At 67.0% G+C, this 14,224-nt stretch carries 11 protein-coding genes; 5 read left to right on the forward strand and 6 right to left on the reverse strand.

The features are described 5' to 3' along the window. Positions 1-31: 31 nt before the first annotated feature. The 6 genes from frr to EJ105_RS08990 all read right to left on the reverse strand — a co-directional run bounded on the left by frr (position 32) and on the right by EJ105_RS08990 (position 7,158). The gene (gene frr, locus EJ105_RS08965; protein WP_024279300.1) at positions 32-595 is read right to left on the reverse strand and encodes a ribosome recycling factor; all 564 of its coding nucleotides are present in this window, start codon (positions 593-595) and stop codon (positions 32-34) included. A 278-nt stretch (positions 596-873) separates the two neighbouring features. Next, positions 874-1,644 (reverse strand): UMP kinase, encoded by a 771-nt coding sequence (gene pyrH, locus EJ105_RS08970; protein ID WP_284145363.1) that lies wholly within the window; start codon positions 1,642-1,644, stop codon positions 874-876. 23 nt (positions 1,645-1,667) lie between these two features. Continuing rightward, positions 1,668-2,591 carry a translation elongation factor Ts gene (gene tsf, locus EJ105_RS08975; RefSeq protein WP_024279302.1) on the reverse strand — a complete coding sequence of 308 codons (924 nt, stop codon included), beginning with the start codon at positions 2,589-2,591 and terminating at the stop codon, positions 1,668-1,670. Between the two features lie 121 nt (positions 2,592-2,712). Beyond that, on the reverse strand, positions 2,713-3,717 hold the full coding sequence (locus tag EJ105_RS08980; RefSeq protein ID WP_038193451.1) for a 30S ribosomal protein S2: 1,005 nt from the start codon (positions 3,715-3,717) through the stop codon (positions 2,713-2,715). A 249-nt stretch (positions 3,718-3,966) separates the two neighbouring features. Continuing rightward, complete coding sequence (locus EJ105_RS08985; RefSeq protein WP_250166043.1) at positions 3,967-5,619, reverse strand: long-chain-fatty-acid--CoA ligase; 1,653 nt, start codon at positions 5,617-5,619, stop codon at positions 3,967-3,969. A gap of 186 nt (positions 5,620-5,805) precedes the next feature. Further along, positions 5,806-7,158 (reverse strand): OmpP1/FadL family transporter, encoded by a 1,353-nt coding sequence (locus EJ105_RS08990; RefSeq protein WP_029558274.1) that lies wholly within the window; start codon positions 7,156-7,158, stop codon positions 5,806-5,808. A gap of 401 nt (positions 7,159-7,559) precedes the next feature. On the opposite strand from EJ105_RS08990, the gene EJ105_RS08995 reads away from it, so the two are divergent. The 5 genes from EJ105_RS08995 to EJ105_RS09015 all read left to right on the forward strand — a co-directional run bounded on the left by EJ105_RS08995 (position 7,560) and on the right by EJ105_RS09015 (position 14,202). Further along, positions 7,560-7,961 carry a MerR family transcriptional regulator gene (locus EJ105_RS08995; protein ID WP_250166044.1) on the forward strand — a complete coding sequence of 134 codons (402 nt, stop codon included), beginning with the start codon at positions 7,560-7,562 and terminating at the stop codon, positions 7,959-7,961. A 211-nt stretch (positions 7,962-8,172) separates the two neighbouring features. Continuing rightward, positions 8,173-9,318 (forward strand): thiolase family protein, encoded by a 1,146-nt coding sequence (locus tag EJ105_RS09000; protein ID WP_250166156.1) that lies wholly within the window; start codon positions 8,173-8,175, stop codon positions 9,316-9,318. A gap of 10 nt (positions 9,319-9,328) precedes the next feature. Next, positions 9,329-11,659, forward strand: coding sequence for a 3-hydroxyacyl-CoA dehydrogenase/enoyl-CoA hydratase family protein (locus tag EJ105_RS09005; protein ID WP_250166045.1), 2,331 nt, complete (start codon positions 9,329-9,331; stop codon positions 11,657-11,659). A 209-nt stretch (positions 11,660-11,868) separates the two neighbouring features. Beyond that, on the forward strand, positions 11,869-13,659 hold the full coding sequence (locus EJ105_RS09010; protein ID WP_250166046.1) for an acyl-CoA dehydrogenase C-terminal domain-containing protein: 1,791 nt from the start codon (positions 11,869-11,871) through the stop codon (positions 13,657-13,659). Positions 13,660-13,890: 231 nt separating this feature from the next. Further along, the gene (locus EJ105_RS09015; RefSeq protein WP_029558269.1) at positions 13,891-14,202 is read left to right on the forward strand and encodes an SCP2 sterol-binding domain-containing protein; all 312 of its coding nucleotides are present in this window, start codon (positions 13,891-13,893) and stop codon (positions 14,200-14,202) included. The last annotated feature ends 22 nt before the right edge of the window (positions 14,203-14,224 follow it).

Below are 14,224 nucleotides of genomic sequence, written 5' to 3' on the forward strand. Positions count from 1 at the left end.
TTGGCTCTCAAACCGCCGCCGCTGTCCCCGCTCAGACGGACAGGATTTCCTTTTCCTTCTGGGCGAGCGTCTGATCGATCTCGGCGATGGTCTCGTCGGTCGCCTTCTGGACGTCCTTGGACAGGCGGTCGAGTTCATCGGAACCCATCTCGCTGTCCTTTTCCAGCTTCTTCAGCAGGTCCATCCCGTCGCGACGCACATGACGTACCGCGACCCGGGCGGCCTCGGCATACTTGTGCGCAACCTTGACGAGTTCCTGCCGGCGCTCCTGGTTGAGTTCGGGGATGCGCAGGCGCAGCACCTGGCCTTCCGTCGCCGGATTGAGGCCGAGATTCGAATCGCGGATCGCCTTCTCGACGGCGTTCACCATGCCGCGGTCCCACACCTGCACGGAGAGCATGCGGGCCTCGGGCACGGACACGGTGGCAACCTGGTTCAGCGGCATCCGCGCGCCATAGGCCTCGATCGTGATCGGCTCGAGAAGGCTGGCCGAGGCACGGCCGGTGCGCAGGCCGCCCAGCTCGTCCCTGAGCACGCCGACCGCGCCATGCATGCGGCGCTTGAGATCGGCCATGTCGAAGGTCCCGGTGGTCATGACTATCCTCTGTCTTCAAGATCGCGGGCACGCTTCATTCGCACGGAAACGTTTCTGATTCCATGCGAACGCGCGGTTCCTGGCGGGAAAGGCGCGGCGGGAGGAGCCCTGGTCGAGGTTGCGGCTTGCCCGGACATGACAGGACGGCACGGCAATTCAGTGGCCATGCCGCACGCGGCGCGACCAGGGCGATGCCCGGGCCCCAGCCTTCTGCCTGCATCCGTCGACAGCGCCCCCTGTCCTTCCGGAAAACTCAAGCCGCGATCCGTCTCGCCGGATCAGGGCGCGACGACCGTGACGCGCCCCACTCCCATCGCCGCCGTGGCGATGGCGCCCGGCTCGCGGATGGAAAACACGATTATCGGCAACGCCGCTTCGCGGGCAAGCGCGAACGCGGCCGCATCCATCACCTTGAGGTCGCGCGAGAGCGCCTCGTCGTGGGTGATGCGGTCGTAGCGGGTGGCCGAGGGGTCGAGCTTGGGATCGGCGGAATAGACGCCGTCCACATTGGTCGCCTTCAGCACCGCGTCGCAATCGAGCTCGGCCGCGCGGAGCACGGCGCCGGTGTCGGTGGTGAAATAGGGATTTCCCGTTCCGCCGGTCAGCACCACGATGCGGCCGCGCCGCAGATGCCGCATGGCCGGCTGGCGGGCGTAGGGCTCGCACACCGTCGGCATGGGGATGGCGGAAAGCGTGCGCGCGGGCGCGCCGGCGGCCTCGATGGCCCGTTCCAGCGCGAGGCCGTTCATGACGGTCGCGAGCATTCCCATGTGGTCCGCGGTGGCGCGATCGAGATTCTCGTCCGCCACCCGCGCGCCGCGCAGGATGTTGCCGCCGCCGACGACCACTGCCACCTCGCACCCCGCCGCACGGGCGGCGACGAGGTCACGGGCGATGCGGGCGACGGTGGGGGGATGCAGGCCGAAGGGCTCGGCCCCCATCAGGGCCTCGCCCGAGACCTTCACCAGAATGCGGGGATAAGGCAGTCCCGGCGCCGCGAAGGGCGCCGGGGGTTCCGGATAGTCCGAGTCGTCGGAGATGGCGGTCATGGGAGCCCCCTCCCCGCCTGCGATCAGGACTGGCCGGCGGCGGCGGCCACCTCGGCCGCGAAGTCGGTCTCTTCCTTCTCGATGCCCTCGCCGAGCGCGTAGCGCACGAACGCGGTGAGCTTGACCGGAGCGCCGACCTGGCCCTCGGCCTCCTTCAGCACCTGCGCGACGGACTTGGAGCCGTCATGCACGAAGGGCTGGTCGAGGAGGGTGTTCTCCTTGAAGAAGCTCTTCATGCCGCTTTCGGCGATCTTGTCCTGCACGTTGGCGGGCTTGCCCTGGTGCTTCTCGAGCAGGATGGCCTTCTCGCGGGCGATGGTGGCCTCGTCGATGCCGGAGGCGTCGAGCGCCAGCGGGTTGAGGGCCGCCACGTGCATGGCGATCTGCCGGCCGAGGGTGGAGAGCTTCTCCACGTCGCCCTCGGACTCGAGCGCCACGAGCACGCCGATGCGGCCCTGGCCCTCGACCACGGCGCCGTGCACGTAGGATGCAATCACGCCCTTGGAGACCGTGAGCTTCACCGAACGGCGGAGCGTCATGTTCTCGCCGATGGTGGCGATGAGCGCCGTGAGGCGGTCGGCGACGGTGACGTCCTCGCCCGGGAACTTGGCGGCGGCAACGGCCTCCAGGGAGCCGTCCGTGTTGAGGGCGACCTTGGCCACCTCACGCACGAACGCCTGGAAGTCGGGGTTGCGCGCCACGAAGTCGGTCTCGGCATTCACCTCGACGGCGGCGGCGTAGTGGCCGGAGGACTCAACCGCGACCAGGCCCTCGGCGGCCACGCGGCCGGCCTTCTTGGCGGCCTTGGCGAGACCCTTCTTGCGCAGCCAGTCGATGGCAGCCTCGACGTCGCCGTTCGTCTCGGTGAGCGCGGACTTGCAGTCCATCATGCCTGCGCCGGTCTTGTCGCGCAGTTCCTTCACGAGCCCGGCGGTGATCGCAGCCATGTTCAATCCCTTCTTCTCGCGCCACGGCCGGCCACGGTGCGCCCGAGCCGGCCGTGGGGGCGCGGTGCGCCCCATTACTCTCGATTCGTTTTCAGATCTGCGACAAGGACGGTGACGGGTGTCACTCGACCTCGGCAGACATCTCCTTGGCCTGGGCAATCCAGCCGTCCACGCGGCCGGGCAGACCCACTTCCTCGCCGATGCGGTGCGCATCGACGGCGTCGAGGCCGGCAATCTGGCCGAAGTGGAACACGCCGAGATCGTTGAGCTTCTGCTCGATCTCGGGGCTCACGCCGGTGAGCTTCTTCAGGTCGTCGGCAACGCCGCGCGGACCCGACAGGGGCTCGAAGGACGACCACACGCTGGTCTCGACCGGCAGGTCCTCGACGAGCGGAGCCTCTTCGGCGCCCACGTCGTAGCCGAGATCGCTGTGACCGCGGCCGATGCCGTCGATGGCGGCGCGGGCGATCAGGTCGCAATAGAGCTGGATGGCGCGGCCGGCGTCATCGTTGCCCGGGACCGGATAGGCGATGCCGTCGGGATCGCAATTGGTGTCGAGGATGGCCGCCACCGGGATGCCGAGGCGCTGGGCCTCCTTCACGGCGATGTCTTCCTTGTTCGTGTCGATCACGAACAGCAGGTCCGGCAGGCCGCCCATGTCGCGGATGCCGCCGAGCGCCTTGTCCAGCTTCTCCTTTTCACGGGAGAGCGTCAGGCGCTCCTTCTTGGTGTAGCCGGAAGACGCCTCGGGGGCGGCCAGCATCTCCTCCAGCTTCTTCAGCCGGGCGATGGAGTTGGAGATGGTCTTCCAGTTGGTGAGCATGCCGCCGAGCCAGCGGGAGTTCACATAATACTGGGCGGAGCGGCGGGCGGCGTCCGCCACCTGCTCCTGCGCCTGGCGCTTGGTGCCGACGAACAGCACGCGGCCGCCCTGGGCCACGGTGTCGGACACGGCCTGCAGGGCGCGGTGGAGCGCCGGCACGGTCTGCGACAGGTCGAGAATGTGGATGTTGTTGCGAACGCCGAAGATGTACGGAGCCATCTTGGGGTTCCAACGGTGGGCCTGATGGCCGAAGTGCACGCCAGCTTCGAGGAGCTGACGCATCGAATAATCGGGAAGAGCCACTTTGGTATTCTCCGGTTGAGCCTCCGCGGACGTACCTTCGCCAATGGCGATAGGCACCGGATGGCCGATATGGCCTGTGTCCGCGTGCGGAATGGGTCGGGCACATACACGAGGTGGGGCTGATAGGCAAGGGTGGCGCCCCGCGGGGGTGTGCCCTGCCCTCTCGCCGCCATGCTCCGGCGTGCCGGCGACGGGGCACCTGAATACGGCAACGGCCGCAGCGGGACGCGGGGTGGCGCCCGCCCCATTTTACCCTCCGGCGGCGCGCTGGCGCTCTTCTTCCACCAGTTCCTTCTTGGAGAGCTTGCCCACGACGCTCTTGGGCAGGCTCTCGCGAATCTCGACGGCCTTGGGCATCTCGATCTTGGAAATCTGGGCGGAGAGGAAGTCCATCAGCTCGGCCGGAGTCGCCTGCGCGTCCTTGCGCAGGGTGACGAAGGCCTTGGGCGCCTGGCCGCGATAGCTGTCGGGAATGCCGATGGCCACCGCCTCGGCCACCGCCGGATGGAGGTAGAGCGCCTCCTCGATCATCCGGGGATAGACGTTGTAGCCGCCGCAGAGAATCACGTCCTTGATGCGGTCCACGAGGAACAGGTAGCCGTCCTCGTCGAGATAGCCGACATCGCCGGTGCGCAGCGCCCCGTCCACGAAGACGGCGGTGGTTTCGTCCGGGCGATTCCAGTAGCCGGCCATGACCTGCGGACCGCGCACGCACACCTCGCCTTTCTGGCCCACCGGCATCATGCGGGCTGAATCGGCGAGGTCGCGAATCTCGATCACCGTCTCGGGCAGAGCGGTGCCCACCGAGCCGTCCTTGACGAGACCGAGCGGCGGGTTGGCGCTCACCACCGGCGAGCTTTCGGAGAGGCCGTAGCCCTCCACCAGCGGGCAGCCGGTGAGTTCCTGGAATCGCGTGCGCACATCGAGCGGCAGCGGCGCGCCGCCGGAGATGGAAAGCGTGAGGGAGGAGAGGTCGCGCTTCTCGATGTCCCCCACATTGTTGATGGCGGCGTAGATGGTCGGCACGCCGGGGAACATAGTGGGCTTCTCGCGCTCGATGTCGTCGAGCAGCGACATGAGGTTGAAGCGCGGCACCAGGATGATCTCGGCACCGAGGCAAATCGGGATGAGCATCACCGTCTGCATGGCGAAGACGTGGAACAGGGGCAGCACGCCCAGCACCCTTTTCACCCCGATCCGCTCGCACTCCGCATGCTGGACCAGCTGGCGGGCATTGGCCGAGACGTTGGCGTGGGTGAGCATGGCGCCCTTGGGCACGCCCGTGGTGCCGCCGGTATATTGCAGCACCGCGAGGTCTTTGGCCGGGTCCACCTTCACCGGTTCGGGGCGGTCGCCGTGCTTGAGGAGCGAAGCGTAGTCCACATGCATCCCGTCGCCGGTGCTGTAGACCGCCTTCTCCTTGCGCTTGAACAGGTTGAAGAGCAGCCCCTTGGGAAACGGCAGGATGCCGGACATGGGGCAGACGACGATGGATTTCAGCCCCGACTCATGGGCCACCGCGAGGACGCGGGAGTGGATCAGCTTGAGGTCGGGGACCACCATGATGGTCGTGCCGGAATCGCGGATCTGGTGCCTCAGCTCGCGCTCCACATAGAGCGGGCTGAAGTTCACCACCGTGCCGCCGGCCTTCATCACCGCGAAGAAGAAAATGACGGAATAGGGCGTGTTGGGCAGGCACAGGCCCACATGGGTGCCCTTGCGCACGCCCATGGCCTGAAGCCCTGCCGCCACCTTGTCCACCGTGGCGCCGACCTCGGCATAGGTCCACTTGCGGCCGAGGAAGCTCAGGGCCGGCTTCGCGCCATGCGCCGCGACGCTGCCTTCCAGAAGCTCGGGCACGGGCGAGATGGCGATGGCCGCCGCATCGGTGCGATGGAGCATGATGTCCCTCCTGCGCCGGCGCTCTTCTGTTTTCTTGGGCAAGCCGGCGGCGTCATCTCCGACGTTGGATCAGCAACGCCGTGATTCAAGAATGCTGGCGCGCGATTGCGCCAGAAAGGCGGTTTGTGCCGGGTCGACTGAAGCGGAAACCGGCGGCGCGGACGCCGCCGGGGATCGCGCTAGGCCCTACTTGGTGATGAGGGCCGCCGCCTGCGGCGCGTCGAACTTGTAGCGCAGGCCCACCGAGACAATGTCCACGTAGCCGTTGCTCACCTGGCCGACCAGCGTTCCGCGCAGGGCGTTGGCCGGATCGGCGGGGGTGAGCATGATCGGGCTCGTCTCGCCGAAGATGTGGGTGTAGGCGAAGTCCGCCGAGAACTGCGACGTGAAGTTGTAGGTCAAGCCGCCCGAGAGCCAGAAGCGGTTGGTGTCAGGCAGGCGCGGAGAGCGGGTGGCATCAGGCACGGGCGTCAGCTCGTAGCCAATGCCGGCGCGCAGGGCGAGCTTGGGGTCCCACTGATACTCGACGCCGCCGGAGAAGAACCAGCCGTCGTTCCACTGGAGGTCGAGCGTGCTGACCGGCAGGCCGAAGGCCTTCACCGTCAGCTCCTGGACCGTCGACCAATTGGTCCACTCCACCGTGCCGAGCACAGTCCATTGGGCATTGAGCTTGGAGCGGAACGAGGCGGTGATCTGGTCGGGCAGCGTCAGGCCGGCCGTCGCATTCACGCTCTTGACGGGCACGATATTGGCGACGGACACGTCCAGCATGCCGTTGAGGGTCTGCGAGATCTGCGACTTGTAGCCGATGCCGAGCGTGGTTCCGGGCGCCAGCGTGAACAGCACGCCGAGATTGATGCCGTAGCCGATATCGTCGCCGTTGACCTGGGCATAGAGATTGTTGGACGGCGGCGCGAAGCCCGCGAACTGCGCGTTGGTGAGCTTGGCGTTGATGTAATTGATGTTGAGACCGCCGCCGATGGTCATCCAGTCAGTGAGCTTGTAGGCCACCGAGAGCTGGGCGTTCATGTCGAAGATGCTGCTGGTGCAGCCGTAATACCGGCCGGACCAGCTGCACGGCGCGTCGGTGACGAGGCCGAAGGGCGAGGTCAAGCCGAAGCCGATCGCCCACTTGTCCCAGGCATAGGTGGCGAAGAAGGTCGGCAGCGTGCCGTTGTCCACGATATCGCTGACGCCGGCATTCCCGAGGCTGGCGCCGGTGATAGGCGCAGTCGCCGAGAACACGTCAATGGAGGCGTGCGGCGCAATATAGGTGACATTGCCTTCCACGTTCAGCCCCGGATTGAAGCTGATGGCCGCGGGGTTCCAGGTCATGGCGGCGAGGCCGTCGCCGCCGGCCGCCGTGCCAGCGAAGGATGTGCCCTGATAGTAGGAGCTCTGCTCGCGCAGCCCGAATCCGCCGGCATGGGCGGCGCCGTTCGCCAAGACGGCGGGAATCGCAACGGCGGAAATGGCAAGCACCGGAGCCACGCGGCGTGGCCAATCGCGATTGGCCCTGGCCCACTTGTGCATCGTCATGAAGACCCCCTCCTAGGCTGAATTCCTCCGGGCCCGGCACGCTGCGGTGCACTATACGTTTTATCGGTGCCCTATACGTCACCCAGCATGCCGCTCGCGAATGATCCGTCAACCGGCTTCCTGCAGCGTAGTGGGCCAAGACGCTGGGGAAATCGGCAAGCGTTGCGCCGATGCAACAGTGGCGAAACGGAAGCGCTGCTGTCCAGAAAACTCGCCGGCCGCAGGGACGCTATCCACCGGCTTGTGGCGCTCCCTGGCTCCACCGCTTGTGAAGACGCCACCACCGCGTCATCTGCCAAACGGGTCTTGCGGAGAAGGTCAAAGCATGTATCTTCGGGGCGACTGGGTGACGTATAGGTGAACCGGTGGCATCCTCTGGCAAACGTGGCGGCGCGTCCGCTTTGACCGACACGTTCTTCACCGTCACGCAGCTGGCGCGGGACCTCTCGGTCACGCCGCGCACCATCCGATTCTACGAGGACAAGGGGCTCATCACCCCGCGTCGCGCCGGCACCATGCGCGTCTACACCAAGCGCGATCGCGCCCGCATGGCGCTGATCCTGCGCGGCAAGCGCCTCGGCTTCTCGCTGCGCGAGATCAAGGACTATCTCGACCTCTACGACCTCGACCCGAGCCAGAGCGAGCAGATTCGCCTGCTTCTGAAGCAGGTTCAGGACCGCCTCGAGATGCTGGAGGACCAGCGCCTCGCCCTCGAGGAAACCATTATCGAGCTCAAGGATATCGAGGAGCAGGCCCTGTCTGCCCTCGCCAGCCAGACCGGCGACCAGAAGGCCGCCGGCTAGGCCGACGCCGGCCGGCCCACGGGGCCGGGTCGAGCGCAGGCCATTCCGAGTTTTTCGTGGGGCTTTCCCGGGCGGATTTTTCATTCGCGTGGATCGCCCCATCACGCCCCCAACCGCCGCACCAAGCGGTGGCGCAAATGATCGAAACCCGCCGCTCGAAAAGTGGCGGCCGACAACAATGGACAGGCAGGAGATCCCAATGAACGCGCCGATGCGCAACGTCGTGATTGCAGGCTATGCCCGCTCGCCCTTCACCCTCGCCAGGAAGGGTGATCTGGCGCGCGTGCGCCCCGATGATCTCGCGGCCCAGGTGGTGGCCGATCTCGTGGCCCGCACCGGCGTGAAGGTGGACGACATCGAGGACCTGATCGTCGGCTGCGCCTTCCCCGAGGCCGAGCAGGGCTTCAACGTCGCCCGCCTCATCGGCATGATCGCCGGCCTGCCCGAGAGCGTCGCCGGCGTGACGCTGAACCGCTTCTGCGGCTCCTCCATGCAGTCGGTCCACAACGCGGCCGGACAGATCCAGCTCGGCGCGGGCGAAGTGTTCATCTGCGCCGGCATCGAGAGCATGAGCCGCGTGCCCATGACCGGCTTCAACCCCATGCCCAACCCCGCGCTCTACAAGTCCATGCCGCAGGCCTACATGGGCATGGGCGAGACCGCCGAGAACGTCGCGGCCAAGTGGCAGATCACCCGCGCCGATCAGGACGCCTTCGCCCTCAAGAGCCACCAGAAGGCGACGAAGGCCGAGGCGGAAGGCCGCTTCAAGGACGAGATCGTCGCCATCAAGGCCAACGGCAAGGTCAACAAGACCGTGGATCAGGACGGCTGCATCCGCCGCGACGCGACGGCCGAAGCCCTCGCCGCCCTCAAGCCCTCCTTCGACGAGAATGGCACGGTGACGGCCGGCACCGCCTCTCCCCTCACCGACGGCGCCTCCGCCGTGCTGGTGTGCACCGAGGACTACGCGCTGAAGAACGGCCTTACCCCCCTCGCCCGCATCCGCAGCGTGGCGGTGGCCGGTTGCGCGCCGGAGATCATGGGCATCGGCCCCGTCGCCGCGACCAAGAGGGCGCTGGCCCGTGCCGGCATCGACGTGTCCGAGATCGAGGTGGTGGAGCTGAACGAGGCCTTCGCCTCCCAGGCCCTCGCCTGCCAGCGGGAACTCGGCATCAAGGACGAGGTGCTGAACCTCGACGGCGGCGCCATCGCGCTGGGCCATCCCCTCGGCGCCACCGGCGCGCGCATCGTCGGCAAGGCGGCCTCGCTCCTGAAGCGGGAAGGCGCCAAGTACGCCCTCGCCACCCAGTGCATCGGCGGCGGACAGGGCATCGCCACCATCCTCGAGCGCGTCTGAGGAGGGCCGGATGTCTTTTGAAATCAGGAAAGTCGCCGTCATCGGCGCCGGCGTCATGGGCGCAGGAATCGCCGCCCATGTGGCCAATGCGGGCGTGGAAGTGCTGCTCCTCGACATCGTTCCCGAGGGGGCGGCCAACCGCAACGCCGTCGCCGAAAAGGCGGTGGAGAAGCTGCTGAAGGCCGATCCCGCGCCCTTCATGTCCAAGGCCGCGGCGAAGCTGGTGAAGCCGGGCAACATCGAGGACAACCTCGCCGACATCGCCGATTGCGACCTCATCATCGAAGCCATCATCGAGCGGCTCGACCTCAAGCAGGCGCTCTACGCGAAGATCGAGGCCGCCCGCCGGCCCGGCTCGGCGGTGTCGTCCAACACCTCGACCATTCCGCTGGCGGACCTCACGGCGGGGCTGCCCGAGAGCTTCCGCCGCGACTTCCTCATCACCCATTTCTTCAATCCGCCCCGCTATATGCGGCTGCTGGAGATCGTCTCCGGGCCGGAGACGAATGCGGACACGGTGGCCGCCGTCGCCCGCTTCGCCGACGTGAAGCTCGGCAAGACGGTGGTGATGTGCAAGGACACCCCCGGCTTCATCGCCAACCGGCTCGGCACCTACTGGCTGCAGCTGGCGGTGGGCGAGGCCTTCGCGCTGGGCATGAAGGTCGAGGATGCGGACGCGGTGATGGGCCGGCCCTTCGGCTTCCCCAAGACCGGCGTGTTCGGCCTCATCGACCTCGTGGGCCTCGACCTGATGCCCCACGTCCAGGGTTCGCTGAAGCGCGCACTTCCGGCCACGGACCCTTTCCACGCCACGCTTCGCGATGAGCCGCAGATCGAGAAGATGATCTCGACCGGCTACACCGGCCGCAAGGGCAAGGGCGGCTTCTATCGCCTCAACCGCGAGGGCGGGCAGAAGCTGAAGGAAGCCATCGACCTCTCCACCGGCGCCTATCGCCCGCAGGCGAAGGCCCAGGTGGCGGAGCTGGAGGATGGCGGCGGCCGGGATCTCTTCGCCCTCCTCTCCGCCCCCGGCGAAGGCGGGCGCTATGCCCGCGCGGTGATGGTGCGCACCCTCGCCTATGCCGCGCGGCTGGTGCCCGAGGCAGCCGATGACATCGTCTCCATCGATGATGCCATGCGCTTGGGATATAATTGGAAATCCGGTCCGTTCGAGCTGATCGACAAGATCGGCGCGGCCCGCCTGATCGAGCTGTTGAAGGCGGACGGGGAAGAGGTGCCGCCGCTGCTGGCCCTCGCCGCCGACAAGCCCTTCTACCGGGTGGAAAACGGCCAACGTCAATACCTTACGCTGGATGGCACCTACCGCGACATCGTGCGCCCCGAGGGCGTACTGCTGCTCGCCGACATCAAGCTGAAGTCCCAGCCGCTGGCCAGGAACGGCTCGGCCGCGCTGTGGGATATCGGCGACGGCGTCGTGTGCCTGGAATTCACCTCCAAGAGCAATTCGCTGGACGAGGGCATCATCACGATGCTCGCCAAGGCGCTGAAGCTGGTGAAGGACAAGTACAAGGCGCTCGTCATCTATAACGAGGGCTCGAACTTCTCCGTCGGCGCCAATCTCGGCCTCGCTCTGTTTGCCTGCAACATCGGTGCCTTCGGCGAAGTCGAGAAACTGGTGGCCACGGGGCAGAAGACCTATCAGGACGTGAAGTACGCGCCCTTCCCGGTGGTGGCCGCGCCTTCGGGCCTCGCCCTCGGCGGTGGATGCGAGATTCTCCTGCATGTCGGTGCGGTTCAGGCCCATGCCGAGAGCTACATCGGGCTTGTCGAATGCGGAGTCGGGGTCCTGCCGGCCTGGGGTGGCTGCACGGCCATGCTGGAGCGCTGGGCGGCCGATCCGAAATTCCCGAAGGGGCCCATGCCGGCCCCCTCGAAGGTGTTCGAGACCGTCTCCACCGCCACCGTCGCCAAGTCCGCCGCCGAGGCGAAGGAGCTGAAGTTCCTGCGCGAGGGCGACGGCATCACCATGAACCGCGACCGGCTCCTTGCTGATGCCAAGGCCAAGGCCTTGGCGATGGTGGAAGGATACGCGCCGCCCAAGCCCGTGGAGTTCTTCCTGCCAGGTCCCTCCGGCAAGGCGGCCATGGACATGGCGGTAGAAGGCTTCGCCAAGAAAGGCCTCGCGACCCGTCACGACAAGGTGGTCTCCGCGGCCCTCGCCGAGGTGCTCACCGGCGGCGACGCCGACCACATCGCCCCAGTCCCGGCCGCGCGGGTGCTGGAGCTGGAGCGGGAAGGCTTCATGAAGCTCATCCGCACCACGGCCACGCTGGACCGCATCGAGCACGTGCTCGAAACCGGCCGGCCGCTCAGGAACTGAGGGGCGCCGCGGCCTAACCGAAGATCAAGCCGTCATGGCCGGGCTTGTCCCGGCCATCCACATGGAGAGGCAGGGCGCCACGTTCCGAAGGGAGCGCAAGCGGCCCGACGTGGATGCCCGGGACAAGCCCGGGCATGACGGCACCGAGGGAATCAGACGCCCCCTCCCCCACGAGGGACGGAGGCGAGCCAAAAACGGGAGCCAACGCCATGCAGGTCTATACCCCCCCGCTGCGCGACATGCGCTTCGTCCTCCACGAGTTGCACGGCAGCGAGGAGCTGAGCAAGCTCAAGGGGCTGGAGGAGCTTTCGCCCGATCTCATCGATGCGGTGCTGGAGGAGGCGGGCAAGTTCGTCACCGAGGTGCTCGCGCCGCTCAACCAGTCCGGCGACCTTGAGGGCTGCACCTATGAGAACGGCGTGGTGCGCACGCCCAAGGGCTTCAAGGAGGCCTACACCGCCTTCCGCGAGGGCGGCTGGAACGGCATCGCCTGCGATCCGCAATATGGCGGCCAAGGCCTGCCGGCGAGCGTGAACAAGCTCGTCGAGGAGATGCTCTGCTCGGGCAATCTCGCCTTCGGCATCTGCCCCGGCCTCACCCACGGCGCCTATCAGGCGCTCAAAGCCTATGCCTCCGAGGAGCTGAAGGACCGCTTCCTGCCGAAAATGGTGGATGGCGTGTGGTCCGGCTCCATGTGCCTCACCGAGCCACAATGCGGCACCGATCTCGGTCTCGTGCGCACCAAGGCGGAGCCGCAGCCGGATGGGTCCTACAAGGTCACCGGCAACAAGATCTTCATCTCCGCCGGCGAGCAGGACATGACGGAGAACATCGTCCACCTGGTGCTCGCCCGCCTGCCGGACGCGCCCAAGGGCATCAAGGGCATCTCCCTGTTCCTCGTCCCGAAGTTCCTGCCGAAGGAGGATGGCTCCGTCGGCCCGCGCAACGGCGTGCTGTGCACCGGCATCGAGCACAAGATGGGCATCCACGGCTCGTCCACCTGCCAGATGTCGTTCGACGAGGCCACCGGCTGGCTCGTGGGCGAGCCCCACAAGGGCATGCGCGCCATGTTCGCCATGATGAATTCGGAGCGCCTCTCCGTGGGCACGCAGGGCCTCGGCCTTGGCGAAGCCGCCTATCAGGCCGCCGTCGTCTATGCCAAGGAGCGCCTGCAGGGCCGTTCGCTGACCGGCGCCAAGCACCCCGACAAGCCGGCCGATCCCATCATCGTCCACCCGGACGTGCGCCGCACGCTGATGACCATGCGCGCCTACAACGAGGGCTGCCGGGCGCTCGCCGGCTGGGTCGCCCGCGCGCTGGACCTGATGGAGCGGGCGGAAGACCCGGAGGAGCGCAAGCGCGCCGAGGACTTCACGGCGCTGATGACGCCCATCGTGAAGGCCCTGTTCACGGATCTGGGCTTCGAGGCCACCTCCATGGGCATGCAGGTCTATGGCGGGCACGGCTACATCCGCGACCATGGCATGGAGCAATATGTGCGCGATGCCCGCATCGCCATGATCTACGAGGGCACCAACGGCGTGCAGGCGCTGGACCTCGTGGGCCGCAAGCTGCCGGCGCACATGGGCCGTTATTTGCGCTCCTTCTTCCATCCCGTGCTGAACTACATGGATGCGAAGCTGGACGACGAGAATCTCGGCCCGCTGATTACCCCCCTCTCCAAGGCCTTCGGCGCGCTCCAGCTCGCCACCGCCCACATCGCCGAAAAGGGCCTGAAGGACCCGGAGGAGGCCGGCGCCGCCGCCACCGAATATCTGCGGCTGTTCGGCCTCGTGGCGCTGGGCTACATGTGGGTGCGCATGGCGGAAGTGGCCTATGAGAAGCGCGTCTCTAACCCGGACGACGCCGCCTTCTACGACGCCAAGATCGTCACCGCGCGCTTCTTCATGGAGAAGCTCCTGCCGGACGTGGCGGCCCTGTGGGGTTCCATCAAGGCCGGCAAGGGCGCCATGATGGCGCTGGACGAGGCGATGTTCTGAGTGTCGCGCCTCTTCGGTGGCGTCACCGTCATGGCCGGGCTTGTCCCGGCCATCCACGTGGCGAGGCCGGGGACCGCTTGCGGGTTTGGGCTCCAGCGGCTCGACGTGGATGCCCGGAACCCGCATGTTTGCGGGCTCCGCTCTTGGGGACGGAAGTCGGCAACCGACTTCCGGCACAAGGCCGGGCATGATGGCGGCAAGAGCCCGCAATAATATTTACAAGGATCACCGATGGCCGATCTCTCCTCCCTCGTCGAAGCCATACGCGACCGCGCCGAAGCCCTCTCCGAGCTGGGCTACAAGGTGCGCTTCGACCTCAGCGATACCGGCGAGGCCATCCTGCTCGATGCCACCGGCGGCAGTGTCGAGGTGGGCGAGGGCACGGGCGAGGCGGATGCGGTGCTGAAGCTCTCCACCGACACGCTGGACAAGCTCATCACCGGTCGCATCGGCCCGATGATGGCCTTTTCCACCGGCCGCCTGAAGGTGGAAGGCTCCCAGGGCGTCGCCCTGAAGCTTGCCGGCCTTCTCGACAAGGACTGAGCCGGGGCCCAACGGCCCACAG

Origin of the sequence: Xanthobacter aminoxidans (genome assembly GCF_023571765.1) — a bacterium.
Lineage (GTDB): Bacteria > Pseudomonadota > Alphaproteobacteria > Rhizobiales > Xanthobacteraceae > Xanthobacter > Xanthobacter aminoxidans.

What these genes read in the sequence shown, in the direction of transcription:
- tsf (WP_024279302.1), bottom strand. Translation starts at nt 2,591, where the DNA reads ATGGCTGCGATCACCGCCGGGCTCGTGAAGGAACTGCGCGACAAGACC.
- EJ105_RS09015 (WP_029558269.1), top strand. Translation starts at nt 13,891, where the DNA reads ATGGCCGATCTCTCCTCCCTCGTCGAAGCCATACGCGACCGCGCCGAA.
- EJ105_RS08990 (WP_029558274.1), bottom strand. Translation starts at nt 7,158, where the DNA reads ATGACGATGCACAAGTGGGCCAGGGCCAATCGCGATTGGCCACGCCGC.
- EJ105_RS09000 (WP_250166156.1), top strand. Translation starts at nt 8,173, where the DNA reads ATGCGCAACGTCGTGATTGCAGGCTATGCCCGCTCGCCCTTCACCCTC.
- EJ105_RS08985 (WP_250166043.1), bottom strand. Translation starts at nt 5,619, where the DNA reads ATGCTCCATCGCACCGATGCGGCGGCCATCGCCATCTCGCCCGTGCCC.
- pyrH (WP_284145363.1), bottom strand. Translation starts at nt 1,644, where the DNA reads ATGACCGCCATCTCCGACGACTCGGACTATCCGGAACCCCCGGCGCCC.
- frr (WP_024279300.1), bottom strand. Translation starts at nt 595, where the DNA reads ATGACCACCGGGACCTTCGACATGGCCGATCTCAAGCGCCGCATGCAT.
- EJ105_RS09010 (WP_250166046.1), top strand. Translation starts at nt 11,869, where the DNA reads ATGCAGGTCTATACCCCCCCGCTGCGCGACATGCGCTTCGTCCTCCAC.
- EJ105_RS09005 (WP_250166045.1), top strand. Translation starts at nt 9,329, where the DNA reads ATGTCTTTTGAAATCAGGAAAGTCGCCGTCATCGGCGCCGGCGTCATG.